Source organism: Propionimicrobium sp. PCR01-08-3, assembly GCF_030286045.1.
Taxonomy (GTDB): domain Bacteria; phylum Actinomycetota; class Actinomycetes; order Propionibacteriales; family Propionibacteriaceae; genus Brooklawnia.
This window is the reverse complement of the sequence record NZ_CP127390.1, coordinates 2,444,240-2,470,406: the sequence shown is the minus strand read 5'-3', so window position 1 is coordinate 2,470,406 and position 26,167 is coordinate 2,444,240. Positions and strand designations below refer to the sequence as shown.

The 26,167-nt window shown below is 64.0% G+C and carries 26 protein-coding genes and 1 riboswitch; of the genes, 19 read left to right on the top strand and 7 right to left on the bottom strand.

Annotated features, from left to right (window positions below):
• Positions 1–20: 20 nt before the first annotated feature.
• From QQ658_RS11410 to QQ658_RS11400, 3 genes are all read right to left on the bottom strand, one after another.
• Positions 21–803: an MFS transporter gene (locus QQ658_RS11410; RefSeq protein ID WP_286024967.1), complete on the bottom strand. Its 783-nt coding sequence runs from the start codon at positions 801–803 to the stop codon at positions 21–23.
• Positions 795–889: riboswitch (TPP riboswitch) on the bottom strand. It overlaps the preceding gene by 9 nt.
• Before the next feature lie 104 nt (positions 890–993).
• Positions 994–1,770, bottom strand: a complete 777-nt coding sequence (locus tag QQ658_RS11405) for a methyltransferase (RefSeq protein WP_286024966.1) — start codon at positions 1,768–1,770, stop codon at positions 994–996.
• Between the two features lie 57 nt (positions 1,771–1,827).
• Complete coding sequence (locus tag QQ658_RS11400) at positions 1,828–2,646, bottom strand: Cof-type HAD-IIB family hydrolase (protein ID WP_286024965.1); 819 nt, start codon at positions 2,644–2,646, stop codon at positions 1,828–1,830.
• A gap of 156 nt (positions 2,647–2,802) precedes the next feature.
• Between QQ658_RS11400 and ssd the strand changes: the two genes are divergently transcribed.
• From ssd to QQ658_RS11345, 11 genes are all read left to right on the top strand, one after another.
• Complete coding sequence (gene ssd / locus QQ658_RS11395; protein WP_286024964.1) at positions 2,803–3,846, top strand: septum site-determining protein Ssd; 1,044 nt, start codon at positions 2,803–2,805, stop codon at positions 3,844–3,846.
• 6 nt (positions 3,847–3,852) lie between these two features.
• Entirely contained in the window at positions 3,853–5,187 is a 1,335-nt protein-coding gene (locus QQ658_RS11390; RefSeq protein ID WP_286024963.1) for a TadA family conjugal transfer-associated ATPase, read from the top strand.
• A 176-nt stretch (positions 5,188–5,363) separates the two neighbouring features.
• On the top strand, positions 5,364–5,996 hold the full coding sequence (locus tag QQ658_RS11385) for a type II secretion system F family protein (protein WP_286024962.1): 633 nt from the start codon (positions 5,364–5,366) through the stop codon (positions 5,994–5,996).
• A gap of 233 nt (positions 5,997–6,229) precedes the next feature.
• Entirely contained in the window at positions 6,230–6,778 is a 549-nt protein-coding gene (locus QQ658_RS11380; protein ID WP_286024961.1) for a type II secretion system F family protein, read from the top strand.
• 234 nt (positions 6,779–7,012) lie between these two features.
• On the top strand, positions 7,013–7,294 hold the full coding sequence (locus QQ658_RS11375; protein ID WP_286024960.1) for a type II toxin-antitoxin system Phd/YefM family antitoxin: 282 nt from the start codon (positions 7,013–7,015) through the stop codon (positions 7,292–7,294).
• Positions 7,291–7,563, top strand: a complete 273-nt coding sequence (locus QQ658_RS11370) for a type II toxin-antitoxin system RelE family toxin (protein WP_286024959.1) — start codon at positions 7,291–7,293, stop codon at positions 7,561–7,563. The genes QQ658_RS11375 and QQ658_RS11370 overlap by 4 nt, the downstream gene beginning before the upstream one ends.
• A 370-nt stretch (positions 7,564–7,933) precedes the next feature.
• Positions 7,934–8,230 carry a DUF4244 domain-containing protein gene (locus tag QQ658_RS11365; RefSeq protein WP_286024958.1) on the top strand — a complete coding sequence of 99 codons (297 nt, stop codon included), beginning with the start codon at positions 7,934–7,936 and terminating at the stop codon, positions 8,228–8,230.
• A 168-nt stretch (positions 8,231–8,398) separates the two neighbouring features.
• On the top strand, positions 8,399–8,710 hold the full coding sequence (locus QQ658_RS11360) for a TadE family type IV pilus minor pilin (protein WP_286024957.1): 312 nt from the start codon (positions 8,399–8,401) through the stop codon (positions 8,708–8,710).
• A gap of 5 nt (positions 8,711–8,715) precedes the next feature.
• The gene (locus QQ658_RS11355; RefSeq protein ID WP_353057924.1) at positions 8,716–9,114 is read left to right on the top strand and encodes an Rv3654c family TadE-like protein; all 399 of its coding nucleotides are present in this window, start codon (positions 8,716–8,718) and stop codon (positions 9,112–9,114) included.
• 186 nt (positions 9,115–9,300) lie between these two features.
• Positions 9,301–9,504: a hypothetical protein gene (locus QQ658_RS11350; RefSeq protein ID WP_286024955.1), complete on the top strand. Its 204-nt coding sequence runs from the start codon at positions 9,301–9,303 to the stop codon at positions 9,502–9,504.
• Entirely contained in the window at positions 9,501–9,875 is a 375-nt protein-coding gene (locus tag QQ658_RS11345) for a type II toxin-antitoxin system death-on-curing family toxin (protein ID WP_286024954.1), read from the top strand. The genes QQ658_RS11350 and QQ658_RS11345 overlap by 4 nt, the downstream gene beginning before the upstream one ends.
• Before the next feature lie 48 nt (positions 9,876–9,923).
• On the opposite strand, the gene QQ658_RS11340 is transcribed toward QQ658_RS11345, so the two are convergent.
• Genes QQ658_RS11340 through QQ658_RS11330 form a run of 3 tightly spaced genes read right to left on the bottom strand, consistent with a single transcriptional unit; the run spans position 9,924 to position 13,918 of the window.
• Positions 9,924–12,275 (bottom strand): DEAD/DEAH box helicase, encoded by a 2,352-nt coding sequence (locus QQ658_RS11340; RefSeq protein WP_286024953.1) that lies wholly within the window; start codon positions 12,273–12,275, stop codon positions 9,924–9,926.
• A 45-nt stretch (positions 12,276–12,320) separates the two neighbouring features.
• Positions 12,321–13,202, bottom strand: coding sequence for an ABC-2 transporter permease (locus QQ658_RS11335; RefSeq protein WP_286024952.1), 882 nt, complete (start codon positions 13,200–13,202; stop codon positions 12,321–12,323).
• A complete protein-coding gene (locus tag QQ658_RS11330; protein WP_286024951.1) occupies positions 13,199–13,918 on the bottom strand; it encodes an ABC transporter ATP-binding protein in 720 nt (239 codons plus the stop codon). The genes QQ658_RS11335 and QQ658_RS11330 overlap by 4 nt, the downstream gene beginning before the upstream one ends.
• A gap of 507 nt (positions 13,919–14,425) precedes the next feature.
• On the opposite strand from QQ658_RS11330, the gene QQ658_RS11325 reads away from it, so the two are divergent.
• Complete coding sequence (locus QQ658_RS11325) at positions 14,426–15,787, top strand: sensor histidine kinase (RefSeq protein WP_286024950.1); 1,362 nt, start codon at positions 14,426–14,428, stop codon at positions 15,785–15,787.
• Complete coding sequence (locus tag QQ658_RS11320; RefSeq protein ID WP_286024949.1) at positions 15,784–16,473, top strand: response regulator; 690 nt, start codon at positions 15,784–15,786, stop codon at positions 16,471–16,473. The genes QQ658_RS11325 and QQ658_RS11320 overlap by 4 nt, the downstream gene beginning before the upstream one ends.
• Before the next feature lie 19 nt (positions 16,474–16,492).
• Here the strand turns inward: QQ658_RS11320 and QQ658_RS11315 are convergent, their stop codons facing one another.
• A complete protein-coding gene (locus QQ658_RS11315) occupies positions 16,493–16,783 on the bottom strand; it encodes a hypothetical protein (RefSeq protein ID WP_286024948.1) in 291 nt (96 codons plus the stop codon).
• A 106-nt stretch (positions 16,784–16,889) separates the two neighbouring features.
• Between QQ658_RS11315 and QQ658_RS11310 the strand changes: the two genes are divergently transcribed.
• The 6 genes from QQ658_RS11310 (at position 16,890) to QQ658_RS11285 (ending at position 26,142) form a co-directional block, all read left to right on the top strand.
• Complete coding sequence (locus QQ658_RS11310; protein WP_286024947.1) at positions 16,890–18,425, top strand: DUF7059 domain-containing protein; 1,536 nt, start codon at positions 16,890–16,892, stop codon at positions 18,423–18,425.
• A gap of 142 nt (positions 18,426–18,567) precedes the next feature.
• Positions 18,568–21,336: a type I DNA topoisomerase gene (gene topA / locus QQ658_RS11305; RefSeq protein ID WP_286024946.1), complete on the top strand. Its 2,769-nt coding sequence runs from the start codon at positions 18,568–18,570 to the stop codon at positions 21,334–21,336.
• Positions 21,337–21,493: 157 nt separating this feature from the next.
• Complete coding sequence (locus tag QQ658_RS11300) at positions 21,494–23,215, top strand: CYTH domain-containing protein (RefSeq protein ID WP_286024945.1); 1,722 nt, start codon at positions 21,494–21,496, stop codon at positions 23,213–23,215.
• On the top strand, positions 23,208–23,870 hold the full coding sequence (gene tmk / locus QQ658_RS11295; RefSeq protein WP_286024944.1) for a dTMP kinase: 663 nt from the start codon (positions 23,208–23,210) through the stop codon (positions 23,868–23,870). The genes QQ658_RS11300 and tmk overlap by 8 nt, the downstream gene beginning before the upstream one ends.
• Before the next feature lie 64 nt (positions 23,871–23,934).
• Positions 23,935–25,122 (top strand): DNA polymerase III subunit delta', encoded by a 1,188-nt coding sequence (locus tag QQ658_RS11290; RefSeq protein WP_286027104.1) that lies wholly within the window; start codon positions 23,935–23,937, stop codon positions 25,120–25,122.
• 108 nt (positions 25,123–25,230) lie between these two features.
• The gene (locus tag QQ658_RS11285; RefSeq protein WP_286024943.1) at positions 25,231–26,142 is read left to right on the top strand and encodes a DoxX family protein; all 912 of its coding nucleotides are present in this window, start codon (positions 25,231–25,233) and stop codon (positions 26,140–26,142) included.
• Positions 26,143–26,167 lie beyond the last annotated feature (25 nt).

Sequence of the window (26,167 nt, the reverse complement as noted above, 5' to 3'; positions counted from 1 at the left end):
ACCTGCCAGAAAGCGGGCGCCTAGCGTCCGAAAAGCACCTCGCGAACCCCGGCTTGAGGGCGGGCCGGCGCCTTCTTGGCATGATGAAACACAGGCGCATCGGCCACCCGCGAGCGGTAGTAGGCGAGCATGCCCAGCGAGAAGCAGGTGCCGATCACGAACAGCAGCCGCCAACCCCACGCGGCATAGCGGTCGGGTCCGAGAAGGACCAGAGACCCCGCGACCGCGAACGCGATCGAGCCCTGTGCCCAGGGCGCCATCGACAAGATCAGCCCGCTCATCAGGCCGCGCCGGTTGGGCTTCGACCACTCCATGGCCAGCGGAATCGCTGCCGAATACTCACCGGCGACGAAGATGCCGCCGAGAAAACGCAGCAGCAGGATCAGGGCGATGGTGCCGATGCCGATCAGCTCATAGGTTGGCATGCAGGCGATCAGCAGTGCGCAGGTGGCGGTGCCGGTGATGGCGACCTTCGTGGTGCGGGTGCGTCCGAGCTTGTCGGAGATGCGTCCGAAGATCATGCCGCCGAGCGGACGCCCGAGCATCATGGCGATCACCACCAGCGCTCCGGTGCTGGCTGCGACGGTGGGGCCGGCGAGTATCACCAAGGCGGGGGCGAGCGCGGTCAGCGGCAAGAAGACGTGCACGTTGTCGATCCAGTTGCCGATGACTCCGGCGCGCAGGGCGGCGCGTCCCTCGCGGGGCATCGAAGACTGCATGGCGATCTGGGTTGCGCTGGGCGGATCGTCGGCGATGAAGGTCGAGGACGATGAATCTGTTGGTTGATAGGCAGAGGTATCCAAGGCGGACAATCCCTTCGCTAGTACGAACTAGAGCAGGTTCCACGGGTGTGATCTCAGCGCCCATTGGGGCACCCCGTGTCCACCGCCCAGTATGGCACCGCGGGTGAATGGGTGAAGCGGATTCTCCGCGATCCGGCGCTTGCGCGGCAGCACCAGGGCTCGTTCGCTCGCATTGGGCGCGGGCGAAACCTCAGATCGGGATGACCAGAGACCCGTCGCCGAAAGAGATGGGTTGGGTGAGTTCGTGGTGATCGACATGTGCCCGCCAACACTGCATCTGGTAGGGCAGACGCAGCTCCGACATGCGAGCGGCGCTATCGAGAATCTGGTTCACTTCGCTGATCAGATGCCGTTTGGTGGCGTCGTCCAGTCCGCTCACCTGACGTTGGCTCGAAACCATCTCGACCAGATCGCGGCGGGCGACCGGAGCCCACAGCCTGAACTCGCGGCGCTCGATTCGCGGAAAGTACTTGCTCGTCAGGAGGTCTTCGTGGCCGCCGCCTCCGCTGCCTGACATGGCGTCCGGATCGATGGTGCGCATCAAAGTGATCAATCGGCGCACCCACGGCACTGTGTCGTCCCGGACGATTTGCCAGCCGGCGACCCAGCCGCCGGCCTGGAGTGCACGGCTGATCTGGCCGTGAGCCTGATGTGCACTGATACGGGGACGACCGGGTTGCGAGCGCCACGGGCCGCCGAGGAGTACTACATGTGCTACGCAGGGCTGGACGGGAAGCTCGTCCGCGCGTCCGACCATCGCGATGAGGGCCTCGCTCGCGGGGCGGCCGGCAAGAAGCTGACGGCAGCGCTGGAGGTCGGGATCGATTGCGACAACTCCGTGCCCCTCCTTGACCAGCCGGTTGACGATGCCCCGCGAGCAGCCGAGAGCGACGATGCGCACCGGCTCGTCGCCCACCAGCCACTGCAAGGCTGTGGGGGGCAATGAGAGACGACCGACCGCTGACATGGAGACCACTTTAGAGCCGATCCGATGATCTTCGAACTGCTGGCGAGAGTCTGAGTTCTATGAAGGAACCGGTTCGTCCGATGCATGAAGCACGCGCTCAATGAACGCTGCGACTCCGTCCTCGGTATTGGCCGCGATGATCTGGTCGGCTGCCGCCAACGCATCCGGGGTGCCGCTGGCGACCGCCACACCGAGCCCCGCCCAGGTGATCATCTCGACATCGTTCGCAGAGTCGCCGATTGCGGCGACTTCACTTGTGGCAATTCCATGACGGGTGGCCAGCAGCTCAAGCGTGCTGGCCTTGCTGACTCCGGCCGCCGACATTTCGATGAACGGCACACCAGATGTCGTGGGGTTGACGCCCGCATGTGACGCCCGCTGACAGATCTCGAAGAGCTCGTCCAAGCCGATGCTTGCGTGCCGGGCGATGATCTTCACGGCGTCCTGCGCCCACAATTCATCCAGTGATATCTCGTCGAGGTCGTCGGGATTGCGTCCGTGATTGCCCGGTTGCATCAAGGAAAGGTAACCAGGGCCAGGCAGTATTCCGTAGCCGCGGTCGATCAGGGTGGCGAATTTCGTGCCCGGAGCGAGCCTGGATACCTCCTTGATGAGAGTCTTGCAGACCCCGGCTGAAATCGGACGCTCCAGGAGTACCTGGTCGGCGTTAGCGTTGTAGACCACCGCCCCGTTGGAGCAAACCGCCAACTCGCCCAATTCGGGCGGAAGGATGGCAGGCATGTCGATGACCGATCGTCCGGTTGCCGGGATCACGAGGATCCCTGCCTCTTGAGCGGCCCGGATCGCGTCCCGGGTGCGCGGCGAAGTGGTTTTGTCCGGCAACAGAAGTGTTCCGTCGAGGTCCGTCGCGATCATCCGGATTGCCATGGTGTTCGTACGCTGACCTTTCGCTTAGGTGAACCTGGGTTACAAAGACCGTCCGCTGCTTCCGTCGTCGCGGAAATTCTCCGAGTTATCCACAGCGGCCAACTATTTTGAACGATCGGGGTCCGACTTGCCAATACTTTGGGCATGTCGGCACCTTTGATCGTTTCCCGAGATTCTGCCATTGTCGAGACCATTATGGCCGCGGCGGCAGCCGTGCAGGCCACCCCGGAGGTGGCGCGTGATACCGAGACGGTGCGCCGTAATTGGCTCCGCGCATCGGTCGTGCTGATCGGCTCCGATCAGGCCCCCTCGGTGGCGGGTCTCGGCCTGCCGGCGCGCCGCAACGTGCATCTATGCGGCCAGGACGCGACGGCTTTGACCACCTGGTCGGTTCCATTGGATGCCTCGGTGATGGTGCTTCCGGCCCAAACCGGATTCGTGAGTTCGCTGCTCGCCGAAGGTGGTGAAGCAAGCGAGGAAGCCCCGGTTATCGTCCGGATCGTCGGCGGCAGCGGTGGCGTGGGAGCCACAACCTTGGCGGCGGGCCTTGCGCAACGTGCAGCCAAACACGAGTTCAGAGTCGCATTGGCCGAACTCGATTCGACCGGTGGCGGCATCGATCTGCTGTTCGGCGCCGAGCAGATGCCTGGCTGGCGCTGGCCGGATCTGAGTTCTGCATCCGGGCATATCAGCGATCTGAGCGGCCAGTTGCCCAATGTCAGTGGAGTCGATCTGATCTCGACGGGGCGTCCCCGACTCGATCCGACCGTCCGCGGTGCGACCGGACTGCCCGGCATCGAGTCGATCAATGCTGTGATCGCCTCGTTGACGCGAACCCACGACGTTGTGATACTCGATGCCGGTTCGCATCCCGACGATCCGGCACGCTCACGCGCGGTCACCGTCCTGGTGGTGGCGGCTGAGGTCAAGGCCGTGATGGCTGCCAGGAGCCGTATCGCGGCGTGGGGTCTCGGTGACGCCCTGATCGTTTTGCGCAAGGGCCCCGGATGGCACCTCGATGTCGAGACAGTCTGCGAAACCCTGGGATTGCCGGTGATCGGAACGCTCCCACACGATTCATCGCTGCCCGGTTTACAAGAGGCAGGGACTCCACCAGGCATGAAACGAGGCAAGTATTCCCGGGCTTGTGACGCCATCCTGGTCGAGCTGATGCGAGATGAAGGATGACCTGGGATGGATGATCACGATCTCGAGATGGTGCGCGTCCGACTCGCCGGATTGGGCAGGCGATGGACGCCGCAAGACGTGGCCGACGCATTGCGTGCGCTCGGCCTGGTCGTCAGCGATGCGATGGTTCTCTATACCGTGGGGGCTTTGCGGCAGGGCAGTATCGGTGCCGGACGCCTCGAACCGCTGCTCTGCCTTGAGGGCCTCACCGACATCTTGGTGAACGGCCCGGATCAGGTCTTCATCGATCGTGGGCACGGGCTCGAGCCATCCGACATCTGCTTCGATTCGGACGCCGAAGTGCGGCAGCTGGCCACGAGGCTTGCGGCCAGCGTGGGACGCCGATTGGATGACGCCTGCCCATTCGCCGACGCCCGGCTCGCCGACGGTACCCGCCTGCATGCCGTGCTCGGCACCATCACCGACCCCGGAACGTGCTTATCGCTGCGGATACCTGCGCGCCGCTCCTTCTCATTGGACGACTGGGTCACCAACGGCTCGATTTGCGAAGAAATGGCCCAGGTGCTGCGCGCGCTCGTCGCATCGAAGACAGCATTCCTGATCTCCGGCGGCACGGGGTCGGGAAAGACCACGTTGCTTGCCGGACTACTCGGACTGATGCCACATGACCAACGGCTGGTGATCGTGGAGGACTCACGAGAGCTCGCCCCCGATCATCCGCACTGCATCCGGATGGAGTCCCGACAAGCCAACTCCGAAGGCGCCGGCGCAATCACCCTGACCGACCTGGTCAGACAGGCCTTGCGGATGCGCCCCGACAGATTGGTGCTCGGCGAGGTGCGCGGTGCGGAACTGTGCGACCTCCTGACCGCGCTGAATACCGGGCATGAGGGCGGTTGCGGAACGGTGCACGCCAACTCGGTCGCTGATGTTCCGGCCCGATTGGAGGCCTTGGCCGCCCTCGGCGGATTGAACAGGGACGCCTGCCACGCGCAGGTCGCGTCCGCGCTGCGGGCGATCGTGCAGGTGAGCCGGTTGCCCGATGGCAGAAGAACCGTGACCCAGATCGGGAATGTCATACGCGCCGAGAACGGCCAGGTGTCGATCGAGGTCGCGCTGGCGAGCCGGGACGGCACTGACGTTCGACGTGGGCCGGGTTGGCAGGCGCTCGCGGAACTGCTCGGACTCACGATCACCCAGGGTGTGGTCAATGCACCGATTGCCCGGGCTGCGATCGATCTACCGCATAGCCAGGCGACAATCGACGCACACCTCACCCGGGCCGAGGTCTATACACCGCGTAGCCAGGCTTCGGTGGGAGGTCATTCTCTGGCACCCGATGGCTTCGCTGCAGCTCCGCGTAGACAGGCCGCCGCATGATTGCCCTCGCCTGTATCGCACTGTCCTGCTGTCTGATCTGCTGCTGGCCGACGCGCTCAGGCCGGCGGTTAACCGAACTCCTGAAAGGCGGCCAGAAGAATCGGCAATCTCATCGCTCAAACCGCTGGTTGATCGTTGTCGCGGCCGGGATAACGGTGACGATATCGGCAGTTCTGATGCCATCGCTGTTGGTCTGGCTGATCCCCGGCTCGGTCGTCGGCTGCACTGCCTACTGGCTGATCGCGAACGGGCGTGCCGAGAGAACTCGGCACCACAACAGCGAGGAGGTCGTCCAGATCTGTCTGGCCGTGGCGACTCAGCTGCGAGTCGGCGACATTTCGGCCGCGGCGCTCAGCACGGTTGCCGCGGATGCGCCGCTGTTACAGCCGGTGGCCGCGACCCAGGCGATCGGCGGAGACGTGCCGGCCGCCCTGCGTACAGCGGCCGAGCAGCCGGGATGCCAAGGGCTGGCGGCATTGGCCAGGTCGTGGCAGTTATGCCAGGTGACCGGCGCCCCGACAGCCGATGCCGCGACCCGGGTTGCCGATGGACTCCGAGCGGAAGCTGCCGCCGAGCGTCTGGTGGCGTCCGAGCTGGCTTCACCGAGAGCGACCGGACGTATGCTCGCGTTCTTGCCGGTACTCGGCATCGGCTTGGGATTCACCACCGGCGGCGACCCGCTCACGTTTCTGCTGGGCGGGCTTATCGGGCGCATCTGCCTTGGGGCGGCCATCTGTTTGGTGTGTGCAGGATTGGTGTGGACGACCCAGCTGGGCAAATTGCCTGGGTCAAAGGCGGAGGCGTCATGATTTCTCTCGTCGTTGCTGTCGTCGCCTGTGGGCTGGCGGTGACTTGGCTTGTGCCCGGTCCCAACCGAGCGGCGCTGCGCCACGTGCGTCCGCCGGGCGCCGGAGATGTTTGGCCCGCAAGTCGAATTGATCGGAATGCGGATCGTTGGTCGGCCGTCTTCGGAGTAATGCGTCAGGTGTCCTCACTGCAGTGGCGGTTCGGGATGCTCGCTGGAGCTCTTTGCTGGCTGTTGATGGGGCAGAGCGTTGGTGCCGTCGTGGCGGGTTGCGCCGTTGTGCCGGCTGCGATTGCGTTACTGAGATGGCTCGAAGGGGCAGAGGAACGCCGCAAGATTCAGGTACAGGCTACGCAGCTGCCGGCCTGTCTGGAGTTGTTTGCCGCCGCTTTGGATGCGGGCCTGCCATTGCGTGCTACGGTCCGCCATCTTGCCGCCTTGGTCCCCGAACCGAGCGCCGAACTCCTGCGGGGTGTACTCGGCCATCTCGATCTCGGACGATCGGACTCGCAGGCCTGGCTCGAACTGCGGGAGCATCCGGTCTGGGGCCAAGTCGCGCGTGATTTGGCCCGCTGCGCCTCGTCGGGTGCGGGCGTGGCCGAGACGCTCGCCGTCCATGCCCAAGAGGCGAGGGCAACCGCCAGAGCGCGTCGAGAGATGGCCGCTCACACCGTCGGCGTGCGCTCCGTGTTACCGCTGTCGTGCTGCTTCCTGCCTGCTTTCATCCTGGTGGGTGTCGTCCCGATCATCGCCGGAACCATCGGATCGTTTGCCCTGCTCGGATGATGCGTGAGGTGGACGATCGTCGAGGTCTGGGTTGTATCGGGCACCGCGTCGTAGGCCAGCTGCGCGGACCCGCCGAGTTCATGGCGATGGACGCGGCCCACGCAAGGCTGTGGCCGGTGGATGGAGAGTCCGGAGACGCTGTGCCAAATTGTGACCGGTTCCTCGGCGGGCGCTCAGGCCGGTCTGATGTCGCGCTGCCAGGAAGGACAATAAGGATGCGCTATAATTCTGTACATGGTTACCATTTCTTTGGCCGCTGCTCGCGCAAATCTCTCGAAGATCGTGGAGTCCGCAATGACTACTCATGAAAGGTTCGAGATCACGCGCAATGGAGAGAGCGCCGCGATGCTGTTGAGCATGGATGACTACGACTCTCTCCTGGAAACAGTCGATATTCTGAGTCGCCCCGATGAGGTCGATGCAGTACATGAAGGGCTTGCGGATGTCGACGCAGGGCGGCTTGAGAGTCTTGATGAGGTTCATGCGGCGATGATTTCTCGCGGCAGGCAGTCGTGAGTCAAAGGTATGACGTCGAGTTCACCAGGTCCGCTCGGCGTGCGCTCACCAAGGAACTTCCGGAAAAGGTGGCGGCTGCGGCATTCGAGTTCATCAGTGGACCGCTCCGGGAGAATCCATATCGAGTCGGCAAACCCCTGCGCGAGCCGCTGGCCCCGCTGTACTCAGCACGGCGCGGCGAGTATCGAGTGCTCTACCTGATCATTGATGAGCGTGTCGTGGTTCAGGTGGTCGCCGTCGTCCATCGCAGGGATGCTTACAAGCGGTAGTGCGGGTCCCTCGCGTGCTGGACGCTGATCTTCTTCGGTGCCGAGTTCGGTGACGGCTTGCGGGTTCCACACGTGCTGGACGTCCCTATTGAGAGCGGCGCCGGCCTCGCGATTCTGCAAAGCAGCAGGATCTATGTCCACGGTGGCCGAAGTCCTGCTGCAGCTGCAGTCTGCGTGGCCACGAATCGGATCTTAACGGGGCGGCGACGTAGCTATGACGCGCCGTCCGGCGGCCGTCAATCTTGGATTCCTGACTCGGCGCCTCCGATTTGTCCACAAAGTGTTGTCCGTTTGAACGGTCTGCGATCCATTTACCAATACTTGGGACGGCCCGCAGAAGCGGAGTCTCATCACTTGAAAGGAGCCAGTCATGGCCATCCAGCTCGATACCTGCAAGACCAATACTCAAGTCGACCTCAATGCTGAGAAATTGCCGATTGCTGTCGTCCAACCGAATCTGCGTGCTCTTCGTTTGCGCAGAGCCTGGGAGAGGGGAATGGCCACAGCTGAGTATGCTGTCGGGATTCTTGCCGCGGTTGCGCTCGCGTTGGTCCTGCTGAACATCTTTAAAGACAGCGAGTTTCTCAGTGCAATGTTAAAGGTCGTCATCGGCCTCATCGGCAAGGTCGGAGATACCATGTCAGATATCTCCCTCGTCAATCCCTGATCTGATTTTGCTCGGGTGAGATGTGCGTCCGAGAGTCAGTGCGATCGGCATGTTCGTACGCGCATTCACCCGAGCAATCTATTTCCAATGATCGGCCATTCGGCAGGAGAAACAACGATGTATCGAGGTGGGGGTTCTGTCGTAGTCGCGTTGCGAAAACAGCGTGGGATGGTCACATTCGAGCTGGCCATCGGAATATTGGCCGCTTGTCTATTGGCCGGGATGCTCGGCTGGACGATCGGTCTGGTCGCACTGCAGGCGCGCTGCTCGGACGCTGCCGGCCAGATCGTGCGGCAGTTGGCCCGTGGTGACGACGAGGCAGCCCAAGAGGCCGAAAACCGGGCGCCCGACGGCGCGGACATAGAAGTCACCGAGGCGCCGGGCGTGATCACGGTACTGGTATCGGTTGATGCCAACTGGGGAGCGCTCGGCCCGGTCGAGATTAAAGGGCGTGCAAGCGCTCCTGACGGTGGGCGGTGAGACCCATGGCGGATAGACGCTCGCTTTCACGACCTGCCATGGGATCCGAGCGAGGTGCCGGAAGCATGCTGATCCTGGCCGTCGTGATCGTGCTGTTCATGGTCGCAACGGTAGGAGCCTGGTTCGCTGGTTGGCTTGCCAGTGGAGCTCGTGCCAGGAGCGCTGCAGACGTGGTAGCAATCGCTGCTGCGCAAGCCCAACACGACGGGCGAGAGGCCTGCTCGGTCGCCGAGGAAACTGCGATCAACAACAATGCGGCATTGACGAACTGCGAAGTGACCACTGGATGGGGCGAATTCGTGGTTGACGTCTCAGTCTCCGCCGAGATGCGCCCGCAGGTTCCAGGAGGTCCCGAATCGGTCGAAGCGGATTCGCGGGCCGGCATCGTCTCCGACGAAGGATGATTCGTGCCAGTCCACGGAGTGACGAGATGACGGCGAACGTTCCGGATTCAACCCCACTGAAAACGCGCGGTCGCGCCGCGGGGCTTCGCCAGCGAGGTGCTCTGCTCCGGCAGAACTGTGGCTTTTCTCGCTGTTCGGGCGGCGGCACCCGGCGGCCTGAAGGTATCAAGTTGGTACCATTTGATTATGGCCATGCAATTGAGGATCAGTGATGAGGAGAACAAGATGCTCGAGGAGCTGGCTCAACAAGATGGACAGTCGAAGACCGCGACGGTGGCAGCACTCGTCCGCGAGGAGTGGGAACGCCGTGAAGCGCGCGCCTTCACACGAGCAAGCTTGGACGATATTTCGCGGCGCCGGTCGAATCTGCTGGACCGGCTCAGCAAATGAACCTCTGGTGGCCGACTTTCACCGATGTCCAGGAATGGCTCGCTGATAACGGCTACGGCACGAGCGACTGGGGTTTGGTAAATGCCGCCCTGGCCCGACCGCTGACCACGGTCGGGGGAAACGACGCTTACCCGGATCTTTTTGACAAGGCGGCGGCTCTGTTGGACTCCATCGAGCGCTCCCATCCGTTCGTTGATGGCAACAAGCGAGTCGGGTTCTTGTTGGTCGATCTCGTGCTGCGTGGCAACGGGATTGATGATTCCGCGGTTACCGACGATGCCTGGTATGAACTCATCATGGAGACAGCCTCAACTCATCTGGAAGTCGCTGAACTTGCTCAGCGCCTGCGAGGCCTCGTTGACGCGAATTGAACTACTCTCTTTCGGCCGATCAGCGTCCATGCCTATCTGTGCAATCTTCTAATCAAGCAGAACGGTAAGCAGTTCCGCGGCGGATGACTTATCCAGCATCCGATTGCCATTACCGCATTTCGGGGAAACGCAGCATGACGGGCAGCCCGTCTCGCAGCTGCAACTGTCGAGCCGATTCAAGGCCGCCTTCCACCATGACTCGGCCACCTCGAATCCGTGCTCCGCGTAGCCAGAACCACCGGGCGCGCCATCGTGCACGAAGATGGTGCACATGTCGGTGTCGGGGTGCAGCGCCGTCGACAAGCCACCGATATCCCAGCGGTCGCATGGCGCGAATGCTGGCAACAGTCCGATCGCGGTGTGTTCGGCAGCATGCACCGCGGAGCCCAGCCGGGCAGCCGAAAACGACAGTCGGCCAATGGCATCGTCCGGGATCAGCCACCACATCGACTGAGTGGTCATCTGTCGTCTCGGCAATTCCAGGGGCGTTTCATCCCAGACATCACTGGTCACCGAATCGCGGCGCAGATATCCGGTCACCTGACTCGACAATTCGACTTCGCCCCGACAGACAATTCCTCGGCCACAGGGGTATTCGTCCAAGGTTGAGATAATGTGCACGTCACTGATGCCCAATGGCTGCGTGTAATAAGGCAATTCCACCGATTTCACCAAGGCGATCTTTTCGCCCGGAAGATATTTGGTCACCAGCCATTGCTCGCCCTGATGCAGATAGACCGCGCCCTCGTACACCGTGCGGTCGGCGGCCGATTGGTCGACGCTGCCCAGCACCCGGCCCGACGACGCTTCGACGATTTCCACCGGACGATCGTTCGAACCGCGAAGATCGATCTCGTCGACCGCGCGGTAGTCCTTCGTCCAGAACCAGCCGGTCGGCCGCGCCCGCAGCAACCCGCGGTCGGTCAATCCGCTGGCAAGCGAGGTCATCGTCGGCCCGAACCACCGTTGGTCCTCGGATTTCAGCGGTGCTTCCTGCGCGGCAGCGGCAAGCTGTGGACCGAGCACGTAGGGATTCTGGGGGTGCAGCACCGTCTGCTCCACCGATCCATCGAAGATGAACTCCGGATGATCGAGCAGGTGCTCGTCCAAGGGATCATTCTTGGCGAGCAACACCACCAGTGCGTCCTTGTCGCCGCGGCCAGCTCTGCCGGATTGCTGCCAGAAAGAACCCAAGGTACCGGGAAATCCTGCCATCACCACCGCGTCCAGACCCGAAATATCGATGCCCAATTCCAAGGCATTCGTCGCCGCAACTCCGGCCAATTCTCCCGACCTCAAATCCGATTCCAGTTTCCGCCTATCACCGGCCAAATAGCCCGAACGGTAACTGGCGACCTTTCGTCCGGAATCGATGTGCTTGCCCGCTCGCAGGGCAATGAGTTCGGCCTGCGCCCGGCTTGCGACGAAAGTGATCACCTGCTCGCCGTCGTCCACCAGCTTGGCCAGCAGCTCGGACGCCTCGCCCGGCGCATCGGTTGCGGGTTTCCACAAAACGACATCGCGCGCGGCATGCGGAGAGAAATCCTCGGATACTTCGGCGATCGGCTCGTCCTCACCGATCAGCAGCGCACCGGAACGTCCGGGATCATTGGATGTCGCCGAGGCCAGAATGAAGACCGGATCGGAACCGTAGGCATGGCACAACCGGCGCAATCGGCGAAGCACCGCCGACACCTGAGAACCGAAAACACCGCGGTAGCGATGAGCCTCATCGACCACCACATAGCGCAGAGAACCGAGGAAACCGGACCAATTCGCGTGGTTCGGCAGTACCGAGCGGTGCAGCATGTCGGGATTGCTGAGCACGAAAGAGGCGTAGTCACGCGCGAATTGCCGCTCGGCTGGCAGGGAATCGCCATCCAGGCAGGCAACCTGCCAGCCCTTCGGTCCGAGCGCCCGGGCGGCCGCCCACTGATCATGAGCCAACGCCTTGGTTGGGGCCAAGTAAAGCGCAGTGTGCCTGGCCACGCCGAGCCTCGACCGCAGGTCATTTCCGGTGAAACCCAAGCTTGCCTGGCCCGGTGGTACCGCGGTGGCGGCCATGATCGGCAGCAGATAGGCCAGTGATTTTCCGGACGCCGTGGCCGTGCTCATCGCCACATGCTCGCCACCCCATGCCCTGTTCGCGGCGTTGACCTGGTGCAGCCAGGGCCGCTCGATGCCGGCTGCCACGACCGACTCCCGCACGGCGGTGGGCAGCCAACCGGGCCAATCGGCACATTCGCCGGCAACCGCATCGCGATGCCGCACACACACCACGCGCGAATCACTCGCAAGCCAACCAGGAACTGCCACGGCTTCAACATTGCCACGGGCCTTGATTTGTTCGACCTCGCATGACGCCTCGGCCATCGACCGCCGGTCGACGGTTACTGGCATCGACCAAAGACCGGTGGCTAGGTGCGGCGTTCTCGAGTGCGCTCCTCAGCCATGCACCGGGATGTCGGTTCTGGTAAACCGGGCGGTGGCAACGGCAAGCATCGCGCAGGCCCACAACGCGAGCGTGACCATCGCAGCGGGTGCGCTGATGCCTGCGGACAATTGCACATCTGCCCCGAGCGCGGAGAGCGGAGTGCTGGCGATGAGATCGGGGCCCAATCCGAACGGCAGATAGAGCGTCGGGTTACCGGCTTCGAAGATGAGCAGCGCGAGAGGCCGGACGATGCTCTCGATGACAATGGCGGCGAAGACCGCGCTGATCGTCGCCACCTGGTTGCGGACGAGTAGCCCGATCCCCATCCCGAGCAGTGCGTAGAGAATCAGAGCGGCAATACCTCGACCCCACATCGACAGGAGCGCTGTGACATTGATCAGGAGAGGTACATTCTGAACGATCAGGCCGAGGCCCAAGATGCCGCCTTGGACGACGATGAGAAGGATCGCTGCTGCGACGCTCGTGGCGATGATCGCGGTCGCCTTGGCAAGGATGAGGCGCGGCCGAATCGGCTGGTTGAGAACCGCATTGATGATCGAGCCGCGACGGAATTCTCCGGTGATGGCCAGGGCGCCGAACAAAGTCGCCGCGATCACGGGCAGACTCGTGCCGACGCCCGTGTTCCCAAGGATGTCGGCGATGAGTGTTTGGATTTGCGGGCTCGCCAAGGTCAGGGCGGCGAGTTGCTCCTCGCTGAGCCGATCCGCGCTGGTTGCATTGGGGATGACCTTGTTGAGGGCGATCAATCCGTCGATCAGGCTCGGCAAGAATGCAACGAGGAGCCCCACGAACAGGGCTTCCGCGACCAGGATCGCGAGAACGACTCGCGTAGTCAGGCTGTAGCGGATGCGAAGCAGTTCACTGCTGATCATGATGACTCCTGGGGCGTGTGGTTGAGCGTGTCGAGATAGAAGGCTTCGAGGTCTGCGCCGGCGGGGAGTTCGTCCATCCGTGCCTGTGCGACGATGCAGCCACTGGCGATGATGACGATGTCGTCGATGAATCGTTCGAGCTCGTTGAGGATATGGCTGGTGACCAGCACGGTCGCGCCGGCATTCGCGTACTTCGCCAGCAGGTCGCGAAGCCAGATCATCCCTTCCGGGTCGAGTCCGTTGGCGGGCTCATCGAGAATGAGGACGCGAGGCTCGGCCAGTAGAGCGAGAGCGAGTCCGAGTCGCTGGCGCATGCCCTGGGAGAATCCGCGGACCTTTCGGTTCGCGGCGTCGCTCAGTCCCACTTCTTCAACGACCTCCCGGATCCTGCTGCGCTGCGTCCGGGTTGCCGACGCCGCGATCCTGAGATGTTGGACGGGGGTGAGCCCCGGATGTAGGCCGGCGTTTTCCAGCAGCACCCCGACGGACGACCCCGGCCGCGTCAGTGATCGGTAGCCAGCGCCTGCGAACGATGCGGAGCCACTATCGGGTTCGGCGAGTCCGAGAGCGATCCGCACGGTTGTGGTCTTTCCCGATCCGTTCGGTCCGAGGAATCCTGTGATGCGTCCCGGGGACGCAGAGAAACTGGCCGCGTCCAAGACCCGCCGCGTCCCATAGCTTTTTGTGACGTCTTGAATGACGAGGGGCATGCTCATGGCCGGTGCTCCCGTCCGGTGAGCACGGCGTTCGCCGGCCTTACGAGCCAACTGGGGACGGGCTGTCCTGACGCTGATACTGGTAGAAGGCGTCGCGGAGCATGACCCAACACTTGACCGACAGCCTCAACTCGGAGCTGGTCTTTGATTTGATCTGTCTGCCCTGAGGCGCGGCTGGGTATGGGGCGGGCACGTTGCTTCGTGAGGTGATCGCTCATGCCTCTCAATGCTGTCGAGGCTGCTTCGCCTGCACATCTGTCGCAAGATAGAGATCTGCGGGAGGTTCTTCTGAAGATGTGATCTCGTGATGGGGGCGCCCCTTTTTGCGAGATGCCCATCAGTGGAGGCCTCGGCCGTAGCTGTGATGCTGCGGTGTTCGTCCAATCGTCGCGCCAGGCTGGGATCAGTGAGAGCTTTTAATGCAGGCAGGCTGGGATGGGATACACGTGGTGGACTTCTGTCTTCCGCCAGAGGCGCTGCGCGTCTTCAGCGATCAGAATTGAAGATATGAATTCGCCAGCATCTCCCGGCCCCGAAGCTCGGCACCAGAGTCCGCCCGGCCGCTCGCAGGTGCTGGCCGTCGCGGTGGTGGGTGGGCTCAGCTTGCTCGTCGTTGTGTTCTATCAGTGGGCCGTCCGTCTGATGGCCGGGACCAACCCGGCTCTCGGAGTTCCGCCCCTGTGGACATACGCGATATGGATTGCCGGCACCCTCATCTCGGCAGGCATCTTATGGTGGCATCAGCGTCATCCGATCGCCGTATTTGTGAGCGTGTTTGTTCTGCACCTGATCGGGTCGGTCTTGATCGGCAATGGAGGCCTCGGCGGTGTTGCATTGCCGCTGTGGTTCAGCGTGTATGCGCTTGCCGCCTTCGCTCCTTTGCTGACCGCAGTCATTCTGGGCATGAGTGCGTGGTTCGTCGCAACGATCGTCCAACTGCTTGTCGTGGCGGCGTCGGGGCTGTCGCTGTCCGGGCCCGAGATGGCCTTCGCAGCGTTGAACCAGGGGTTCTTCTTCCTTGCCTCGTTCATGATCGGCGTCGGCATGCGGATGCAACGGCAGCGCACCCATGACGCGGCCGAGCGGGCGTCCCTGGCCGAAGCCCGTACTCGCGCGGAAGCCGCTGAAGCCGTGACGCGCGAACGCAACCGGATGGCGCGAGAGCTGCACGATCTTGCCGCGCACCAGATCATGGACGTGCTGCTGACAACTCGTGCGGCACTGTTGACCGGTCCCGATCCGGTTCTGGAGGAGATCGATCAAAAGACCGCTAAGGCGTTGGAGAGCGTCCGATCGGTCGTCGGGGCTCTTCGCGAGGCGGATACGGATACATCGGACGATGAGCTGCTTGCCGACGCAGTCGTGCGCACGATCGAACAACTGAGCCGCGAACGTGGTCTGCAGGTCAGCCGCCGGATCGACATCGGGTACGAACCAGCGAGTGCTATCAGGGTGACCACGATCAGCGTCTTGACCGAGGCGCTCGTGAACGCTGCGACTCACGCACCCGGAGCGAGTGTCACGGTCGTGCTGAGCAGCGACGCCAGCAGCCTTCGGCTCGAGGTTCGAAACCCGCTGTTTGCGGGCGCGGATCGAGGCATAGGCGCCAGCCATGACGCCGGAGCACTCCCTCCGCCCCGTGGGGAAACAGAACGAGGCCTGACCCCACCAATTCATCAGTTGGACGCCGTTCGGGTTCGTGCGGGCACGCGACATCGTTCGGCCGACTCCGGATATGGGCTGCTCGGGGCGGCAGAACGGGCACATATTCTGTCCGGCCGTTTGACCGCCGGTGCCGCAGACGATGGTGACTGGGTACTTGCACTCACGCTGCCGACGACATCGATGCCGACAGAGGTGACGCTGTGATCGAAGTACTGATCGCCGACGACCAGGCCAGCGTCCGCCGTGCGCTTCGTGCCTTCCTGGAGAGCCAAGACGACATCCGGGTCACGGCCGAGGCCGGCAGCGGCCCCGAAGCCGTCCACAAGGCAGGAGAGCATCGCCCCGATGCCGTGCTGATGGACGTCCGAATGCCCGGTGGCAACGGCATTTTGGCAACCGCGGCTCTCGCGGGTCCCGACGTTGCCGATCCGGTACCTGTCGTGGTGATCACCACTTTCGATCTTGATGAGTATCTGTTCGGCGCGTTGGAGAACGGGGCGGTTGGTTTTGTCCTCAAAGACGCGCCGCCTGCGCACATCATCGATGCCGTTCGCGCGGCGGCCACCGGAGACGGGCTTGTCTCGCCGGCGGTCACGAGGCGAGTGATCAGTGAATTCGCCCGCCGCCGCAGTACTGCGCGTCCGAGATCGCCGGTGCCGCACTTGACGCCCCGTGAGCGGGACATCCTCGACGCGCTCATCCAGGGGTACAGCAATGCCGAGATCGCTGAGCAGCTGTTCATCGAGATCGGCACGGTGAAGACCCACGTCTCCAGCATCATCCGCCAACTCGGCGTCCGTGATCGTGTGCAAGCCATCGTGTGGGCCTACCAAAACCCAAACTGGCGGATCGACGTCGAAGGAGAACAATCACGGCTGCAACGCTCATGATGTAGCAGCAAGCGATGGATCATGGCTCAGCCGAGGTCGTCCGTTCATCAAGAAGCTTTGCTGTCATGTGAGAGGCGAACTCGGTGGCGTCGTCTTCGGTGTCGAATGGCTCGACCTCAGCGTCCAGACGGATGTCGAACGGGAACCCACGGTGCTGGTTGAACGCGGCCACGAATACCCGCATTGCGTCGGCGGGCGTGGTTCCCAACCGTCGGGTGGTTTCGCGGAACAGTTGTTCTTGGGATGTCTCGACGCGGGTAGCGAGCTGAACAGTGTCTGCCACGTTCTTGCCTGTCGTTGTCCTCCTCATAGCGACCTCCTGCTCACAAATACTACCAAGTACTAGCAATCGCGATCGAGGATTATTGGCTGGCTTCCTTGGCGTGATTTCAGGCAGGTCATGCAACAGTAGAGGGGTGAACACAATCGATGGGCTGCGCGAGGCGCTGATCAAGGCGGATTACACGACTGACGCCGTGCTCGAGCGAATCGGGGAAGCCGGGCAGGAAGGCTTGCACCGCAACTGCACGATTCCCGCTCGCGATGCATTGCGCGGGGACGATTCGCCCCTGGCAACCTTGATCAAGTTGTTTCCGCTCAATCGGACGGTCGATGCCGGCCAGGCGAAGGCTGCGCTGCCGGTCGAAGCGTTGATCACCGAAGGGCTGCTGGAGCCGGTAGGGGACGACCAGGTCCGGGCGACGGTTGATCTTCGTCCGTACGGGTTCGAGATCGGTTCTGACCAGGCATCAGATGGACGCCACAAGCTTGCCGGGGATCAAGAGATCGGCGATGCCAACTACACCCGCCAGTGGGATGGCTGGGTCGTCTCCGATCCGACTCCCGGACTCGACTACCAGACCACGCCGACCAAGCCGGACTATGTTCTCGGCGTAAGTCCCGCGTCCACCACGCTCGCCCAGCTGACCATCGACGCCCACGTGGGCAGCGCGCTCGATCTGGGCACCGGATGCGGCGTCCAGAGTCTGCACCTGTCGACGCATGCTGACCGCATTACCGCCACCGACGTGAACCCGCGCGTCCTCAAACTCGCGCACCTGACCGCGGCACTCAACCAGATCGATGTCGACCTGCGCAAGGGAAGCCTCTATGAACCGGTCGAGGGCGATAAATTCGACCTGATCGTCAGCAATCCGCCCTATGTCATGAGTCCGCCCACCGGCGAGCGGCTCATCTACCGCGAGACCGAATTCACCGGTGACGGACTCGTCGAAGAAGTGGTCAGCAAATCGGCTGATCATCTCAATCCGGGCGGGGTGTGCCAGGTGCTGGGCAACTGGGCCGTCACCGACCAGCCCTGGGAAGACCGGATCGCAGGTTGGGTGCCCGAAGGCTGCGACCTGTGGGTGATCGAACGCGAGCGGCTCGACCCGTACGCCTATATAGAGATGTGGCTCACCGATGCCGGCCTGGTTGGTGGCCCGGAATGGGAGGCCAAGTACCGCGAGTGGCTGGACTACTTCGATCAACTCGGCGTCCGGGGCATCGGCATGGGCTGGATCACCGTCACCAATGCCGGACGCACGACCCCCGACATCACCATCGAATCCTGGCCGCACGAGGTGCAACAACCAGTCGGCCCGGTGATCGCGCAACGCCAGACCGACATCAGCCGGGCGCAAGCAAGTGATGACCAGCTGTTGTCCGCCAACCTCAAACTGAGGAGCGACATCGTCCAAGAAAGCCTCGGCGCCCCCGGAGCCGAAGACCCGCAATATATCGTGCTGCGCCAGCACGCCGGGCTGAAACGGGCCCTGCAGGTCGACACCGCGCTCGGCGGGGTGCTCGGAGCCTGCGACGGAACCCTGCCGCTCGGGGTCATCATGGACGCAGTCGCGAACCTGCTGGACGCCGATCCCGCCGAGCAGCGCGGCGATCTGCTGCCGAAGATCCGCAGCGCGATCGCCGAGGGATATTTCGAATCCCTATGACAGGCGTGGTAACTTCCCGAGTGTCTGGGGACAACCCTCAAAGGGAACGTCGGTAAGAGAACACTGCCGCTGCACATGGCACGCGGCGATCGATGACCGGCGGGCCCCGAAATCATTACGAGAAATACCGAAGGACCGCACAGTGGCCACTGCACCCCGCCGATTGGTGATCGTCGAGTCGCCTACCAAGGCGACCATGCTCACCCGCTTTTTGGGTTCCGGCTACATGGTCGAGTCGAGCCGCGGCCACATCCGCGACCTGCCCACCAACGCGTCCGAAGTGCCCGCCAAGTACAAGGGCCAGTCTTGGGCCAGGCTCGGGGTCGATGTCGAAGACGATTTCACCCCGCTATATGTGGTGAGCTCGGACAAGAAACCGACGATCCGCAAGCTGAAAGACCTGCTCAAGGACGCCGACGAACTCTATCTGGCAACTGATGAGGACCGCGAAGGGGAGGCCATTGCCTGGCATCTGCTCGCGGAACTCAAACCCAAGGTGCCGGTCAAGAGGATGGTCTTCCACGAGATCACCCCCGAGGCCATCAACGCCGCCGTGCAGCACCCGCGCGAGCTCGACACCGACCTGGTGGACGCCCAAGAGACCCGCCGCATTCTCGACCGCCTTTACGGCTACGAGGTTTCGCCGGTGTTGTGGAAGAAGGTCATGCCGAGGCTCTCGGCCGGACGCGTGCAGTCGGTCGCGACCAGGCTGCTGGTCGACCGCGAGCGTGAGCGGATGGCGTTCACCTCGGCGTCCTATTGGGATCTGCTCGCCACCATGGATGCAGGCCAGGGCGCCAACCCCCGCCAGTTCGATGCCCGGCTGACCGGACTGAACGAGTGGAAGGTTGCCCGCGGCTCCGATTTTGATTCGACCGGAAAGCTCACCTCCGACGCGTTCGTGGTGGACGAGAAACTCGCCACCGACCTCGCCGAGGCCCTCAAGAACGCCGCGTTCAGCGTCGACTCGGTGGAGGCCAAGCCGTTCAGCAGGCGCCCGGCGGCACCGTTTCGCACCACGACCTTGCAGCAGGAGGCCGGACGCAAGCTCGGCTTCACCACCGACCGCACTATGCGGGTCGCCCAGGAGCTCTACGAATCGGGCTTCATTACCTATATGCGTACCGACTCGGTCTCGCTGTCGGACCAGGCCATCAACGCCGCCCGGGCGCAGGCCACATCTCTCTACGGGGCGGACTACGTGCCCGCCAAACCGCGCATCTATGCGTCCAAAGTGAAGAACGCCCAGGAGGCGCACGAGGCGATCCGGCCCGCCGGCGACACCTTCCGCACCCCGGCGCAGGCGAAGCTCGGCGGCGACCGGGCCAGGCTCTACGAGCTGATCTGGCAGCGCACTCTGGCCTCTCAGATGACCGATGCCCGCGGGCAAACCGTCAGCGTGAAGATCGGCTCCGAGCTGGCGCAGCGGCTGCGCGCCGGCGGCACCGAGATGACCACCATCGAAATCCGCACGGCCACCTTCTCGGCGTCCGGGCGCACCATCACCTTCCCCGGCTTCTTGAAGGCCTACACCGACGCGACCGACGATGAGCAGGGTGATCAGGCCAAGCTGCCACAGCTTGCCCCCGAGCAGAAGCTCGACCTCGCCGACGTGGCAACCGAGTCGCATCAGACCAAGCCACCGGCCCGATTCACCGAGCCGACTCTGATCGCGAAGCTCGAAGAGCTGGAGATCGGGCGTCCGTCGACCTACGCGTCCATCATCCGCACCATCACCGCCCGCGACTATGTCTACAAGAAGGGCACCGCGCTGGTGCCGACCTGGCTGGCGTTCGCGGTGACCAGGCTGCTGGTCGAGCACTTCCCCCGGCTGGTCGACTACCAGTTCACCGCCGCCCTCGAGGACAAACTCGACGAGATCGCCGCAGGGGATGCGAAACGGCTGAAGGTGCTCAGCGACTTCTTCTATGGGGCGCCAAGCCATGAGCGTGAGGGCCTGCGCGACATGGCTGCCGATCTCGGCGATATCGATGCCCGGGCGCTGTCGACCTTTCCGATCGGCGATGCCGAGCTGGGCATCAACGTGCGGGTCGGGCGCTACGGCACCTATGTCGAGGACGCCGAGGAGCGCCGGGCGAATGTGCCCGATGACATGGCTCCCGATGAGCTCACGCCCGAGGTCGCCCAGCAGCTGCTGGCTACGCCGAACGGTGAGGAGCGCGAGCTCGGCACCGATCCTGAATCCGGTCACGAGATCATCGTCCGCACCGGACGCTACGGCCCCTACGTCACCGAGGTGTTAGACGTCGACGAGTCGGTGCCGAAGACCAAGCGTCCCAAGCCGCGCACCGCGTCGCTGTTCTCGTCCATGCAACTCGACACCGTCACGCTCGGCGACGCGCTCAAGCTGCTGAGCCTGCCCCGGGTGGTCGGCACCGATGACGAGGGCGTCGAGATCACCGCGCAGAACGGACGCTACGGCCCCTACATCAAGCGCGGCAGCGATTCGCGAACCTTGCCGAGCGAGGAGTCGTTGTTCACGGTGACCGTGGACGAGGCCAAGGAGCTGCTGGCCGCGCCACGCACCCGTGGACGCCGGGCCGCCGCCGGGCCGTTGGCCGAACTGGGTGCCGATCCGGCCACCGGGAAACCGCTGGTGATCAAGGACGGCCGCTTCGGGCCCTACATCACTGACGGCGAATACAACGTGACGGTGCCGAAGAGCCAGCCGGTGGCCGAGGTCACCTTGGACATCGCCGCTGACCTGATCGCCGCCAAGCGCGCGAAGGGCCCGGCCCCGGCCAAGAAGACCAGGAAGGCGTCGGCCGGTAGGTCGTCCGGGGCGAAATCGACCGCCAAGACGACCACGAAGAAGGCGGCATCGTCCACCAAGAAGGCTCCGGCCAAGAAGACGACAACCGCCAAGAAGGGCAAAACGGCAGGGGAGTGATCCGCGGATCGGTCCACTTGGGGCCATCCGAACGGGCGGGGTGAGCTCTTCGGAGATCGGCGCGCGCCGACGCTGCGGGGCGACGGCTCTCGAAGTATCTGGGATAATTCGAGAGATAAGACCACCACGCAGCACTTCCACGGGCAGGACGATCGACATGGCAAAACGCCAACGCAGTTATCTCTTCGAGATGCCGTATCAGGTGGATGCCCCGATCCTGACCGACGAGGCTTCGGGCATCGACCGGGTGCTGCTGCGCTGCCGGGGTGATCGTCCAATTTGCACCATCACGCTGATTGACACCAGCGACGAGCGGCTCAGCAGAGCAGGGATCCTGCTGGCGCACCGAGTGGTCGAGCAACGTGGCGAGTGGGTTCTGCAAGCACCCGATTGGCAGCCCTGGTTGCCCGCCGACTATTCGGAACCACTGGACTTGGGCGACGAACTGCCGGAGGATCTCGCCGGGCTCCTTTGCTCGTTCCGCAGGCGGGCGGCCATCGGCCCGGTGGCCAGCGTCACCGTCGAGCGCGCCTGCTATGTGCTGCTCGACGTCGACGGTGCCGTGATCGGTGAAGTCCGCGACGATCGGACGACGGTACGCCGCGGCGGGCTCGCCGTGAGCCGGCATCGCGACGTCACCTTCACCCCGGACGATCAGATGACCTCGCTACAGCGCAGCGTCGTCATCGAACGACTCGCGCAATCCGGTGGCGTCAAGGTGGCCGGGTTCGGGGAGCCTCTGCAGCGTCTGGTGGCTATCACCCACCCCCAGCCGCACCCGCAATCGGTGCCCAAGCCGGCCAAGATCAGCGGTGAGGATTATCTGACGTGGCTGTTCACCGATCTGCTCGATGCCGTGCTGTGCGCCGATCTGCGGGTGCGCAAGAACGAGGTGTCCGATACGGCTTTGCTTGCCGACGAGGTGAGCCACGCGGCCGGCACGGTGCGTGGCCTCGACTGCGTGATCGATCCGGCCTGGTCGAGCGAGTTCGTCTGGAACGCCGACAAGGTGGCAAAGCTCTCACCCCGCAGCAATCCGGCCGAGCTGGGCGACCCCTACTTCGCAGTTTTGGATCTGTTGGCGCAGGCGATCAGGGCTCCCCGGTTGCGTCCGGTGGCCGACGATGACGAAGCTCCCGATCCGAGTGCTCCGGGGAGCGCCCGCCGGATGGTGAAGGACTGCGCAGTCGAGCAGCTCGCCGAGTTGGTAGCGGCAGCCGATTCGTTGACCACCGAGTCCGGTGACCACGAGTGGACACATGCGCTGGGCCTGGCACAAGGATTGGCCCGCACCCTGCAGGCCGGCGAGCCGGTGCTCGGCAAGCTGCGCGCCAGAATGGGCCGGGTGGCAAGCGTGCTGAGCGCACTGGCGGGGGCCACGGTGGATCTCGATGATCCCGGCAGCCCGAGCATCGCCGACATGACTCCCGCACAGGCGTATCAGGCCGGACGCGACTATCAGCGCTCGCTCGATCGGGCCGGTGATCCGCGACGGGAGTTCTGCGACTCCTGGCCGAAGGTGCGTGCCAGGATCATGGACGAGTGGCCCGAGCTGAATCAGAGCAAGGCGAGCCAGGTGAAGGCTCTGCTGCCGGGGCCACAATCTCCGGGGACGAAATCGTCAGCAACGAAATCGACGCGCGCTACCAGGGCTGCGGCTAAGAAGGCGGGCGAGGCGCCCGATGGATCGACGAACCCGGTGGGTACGGGGATCGATGGATCAGTCAACGTGGCGGGGACAACCCCTGATGAGGCCGCCGGACCGGTTGGCAAGGGACGAGATGGGTTGCCCGAACCGGCCGACGAGGGGCAGAGCGAGCCGGTCGATGAACAGTCCGACGCAGCAGCAGGCGAGCCGGAACAGGCCGCCGATGAGTGATCGCGGATTGTTCATCGTCTTCGAGGGCGGCGACCGGGTCGGCAAGTCCACACAGGTGAGGGCGCTGGCGAGCGCCCTGGAACTGTCGAAGATCGACCACGTCGTCACCTACGAGCCGGGCGATTCGGTCGTGGGAACTCAGATCAGGAAGCTGCTGCTCAGCCCGGCGTCCGATCTCGATGATCGTTGCGAGGCTCTGCTCTACGCGGCCGACAAGGCACAACATGTCGCGAGGGTGATTCGTCCGGCACTGGCCGGCGGGAAAATTGTCGTATGCGACCGCTACGTTGACTCCATGCTTGCCTACCAGGGAGCCGGACGCTTGATCGACACCGATGAGCTGGCCCAGATCGCCGATTGGGCGACCGGCGGGCTGCGCGCGGATCTGACGGTGCTGCTCGATGTCGATCCGGCGCAGGCGGTGTCGAAGGGCCTCGACCTTGACCGGCTCGAACTGGCCGGCGCTGATTTTCATGCCCGGGTACGCGAGGCGCTGCTGGCTCGCGCCCAGGGTGATCCGGGACGCTACCTGGTGCTGCCCGGGCTGACGAGTGTGCGCGGCACGGCGGCGTCCATTCGCGAGCTGGTCGGCACAATGCTCGGGCGCGAACTGAGCGTCCCCGAACTGTACGAGCCGGGAGAGCGCCGTGGCTGAGCATCCGGGCGACCTCGCGGCGGCCCCACCAGGCGGACAGTCCACCGCCCGTCCTCTCCAGGGCGTGTGGGCAGAACTGGTCGGTCAGGATCGTGCCGTCGCCACCCTGAGCGCCGCGGCCGATGCCGCCCGGAAAACCGGCGGTGACACACCGCATCAGGCGATGACCCATGCTTGGCTGATCACCGGCCCGCCGGGTTCGGGACGCAGCAATGCCGCCCGATCGTTCGCTGCGGCCTTACTGTGCGACCGGGGTGGCTGCGGCGAATGCGCGATCTGCCGCAGTGTGATTTCCGGGGCACACCCCGACGTCACCTTGGTGCGCACCGAACAACTGTCGATCTCGGTGGCCGAGGTGCGCGAACTGGCGCTGAAGGCGTCCATGTCGCCGACGGTCGGACGATTCCAGGTGATCGTCGTGGAAGACGCCGACCGCATCACCGACCAGGGCGCCGATGCCCTGCTGAAGGCATTGGAAGAGCCCCCGCCGCGTACGGTGTGGTTGCTTTGCGCCCCGACCGCCGAAGACGTCATCGTCACGGTGCGATCCAGAACACGCCACGTCAACCTGCGTACCCCGCTTGATTCGGAGGTGGCCCGGCTGCTCGTCGAGCGCGACGGCGTCGACCCGGCGGTGGCAGCCCACGCGGCCCGGGCCGCGCAAGGACATATCGGACGAGCCCGTGCGCTCGCCCGCAGCGACCAGGCGCGCGCCGCCCGCGAGCAGGTGCTGAAAATCCCGGGTTCGCTGTCCAGCGTCGGCTCCTGCCTGCGGGCCGCCGCCGACATCGTCGAGGTGGCCACCAAGGACGCCGAGCGGCGCACCGGCGAGATCGACGCCCGCGAACTGGCCGAACTCAAGGAAGCCCTGGGGTATGGCACCAAAGGGGCGCGTCCCAAGCAGGCGGCCGCTGCTCTCAAGGAGTTGGAGGATCAGCAGAAGGCTCGGGCGAAACGCCTGCTGCGAGACGCCCTCGACCGGGTGCTGACCGAGCTCACCACCTGGTATCGCGACGTGCTCACCGTGCAGGTGCATGCCATCGACCCGTCGCGGGAGGTGTCGTTGCAAGGATTCGGCCTGATCAACCAGGAGATGAGCGAACGGATCGCGAGCCAGGCGCGTTCGTCCACCGCCGAACAGACGCTACGCAAAGTGGACGCCATACTGGCCGCCCGGCAGGCCTTGGAGCATTCTGTCGCCCCTCTGTTGGCGATGGAGGCCCTGATGCTGAATCTCGCCGATCCCGACTGAGGGAGCTGATCAAGGCGCCGTCGGCGTGTCACCCTACGTTTTGCAGGGCCGAGGCCTCAAGATGGGAACTGATTTATTGGGCTCAACCATCGACAGCGAGGACAGCTTGTGAGTATCGCCACCGAGGATGTGATCGGACAGGCCACGCGCGCGCTCGACAGCGAACCGCTGGCCTCGAGCCAATCTCGGGCTGTGCGTGCCTCGTCATTGGCAGGCGCCAGCCCGGCTGTGCCGCGTGACCCGAGGCTTCTGCAGGCCGAGCAGGCCGACTATGAGGCGCGGCAGGCTGCCGCAGATGCCGAAGCTGCGCAGGCAGCCGCTCAAGAAGCTGTTGCGCGGGCTGCAGCCGCGAAGGCCGCAGCCGAGAGGTCGAAGGCAGAACTGGCGACCGCCCGGGAAGAGGCGAAGGCAAAGGCAGAAGCTGCCGCGCTGGCGGTGCGCCTCGAGCACGACAGAGCAAATGAAGCAGCCGCGGCGGCGCGGGTGCGACGCCGTGCGGTGCGCGACGAGCAATTGGGCACCGTCCACACGGTGGAGACCGCCGCCGAGCCGCAAGTCGTCACGGTGGTCAAGAACAGCACGGATCGTCTTTCCGGATCGCTGGCGCTCTTCCTGGTTCGCCTGGCGCTGGCGGCGTTCGTCGCCATCATCGGCTGGCAGTCGCTGGTTGATAGGCAGGCAACTGTCGATGCGCTGAGCTATGTGGGCCTGGACGCCCAGACGGCAGGGGCTGCAGGCTGGGGCGTCAGTATCGCGCTGCTCGTCATTGCGGTGTTCCTGCTTATCGGTCTCGGAACCCGGGTGTTCTCAGTGATCTTGTTGATCGGCACTGTCGGATTCCTGGTCTTTTTCCGGTTCGGAAACTTCAGCCCATTCATGGAAGGCCAGTTCGGCTTCTATGGCGACCGGGATGTGCTGTTGGCTGTGATGGCCGCGATTCCGGTTCTGATGGGCGCCGGCAGGTGGAGCGTGGACGCCTACTTGCGCCGCCGTAGGCAGCGGAACAAACTCGAAGACTGACGTTTGACCAAGGCGAGAGGTGCCG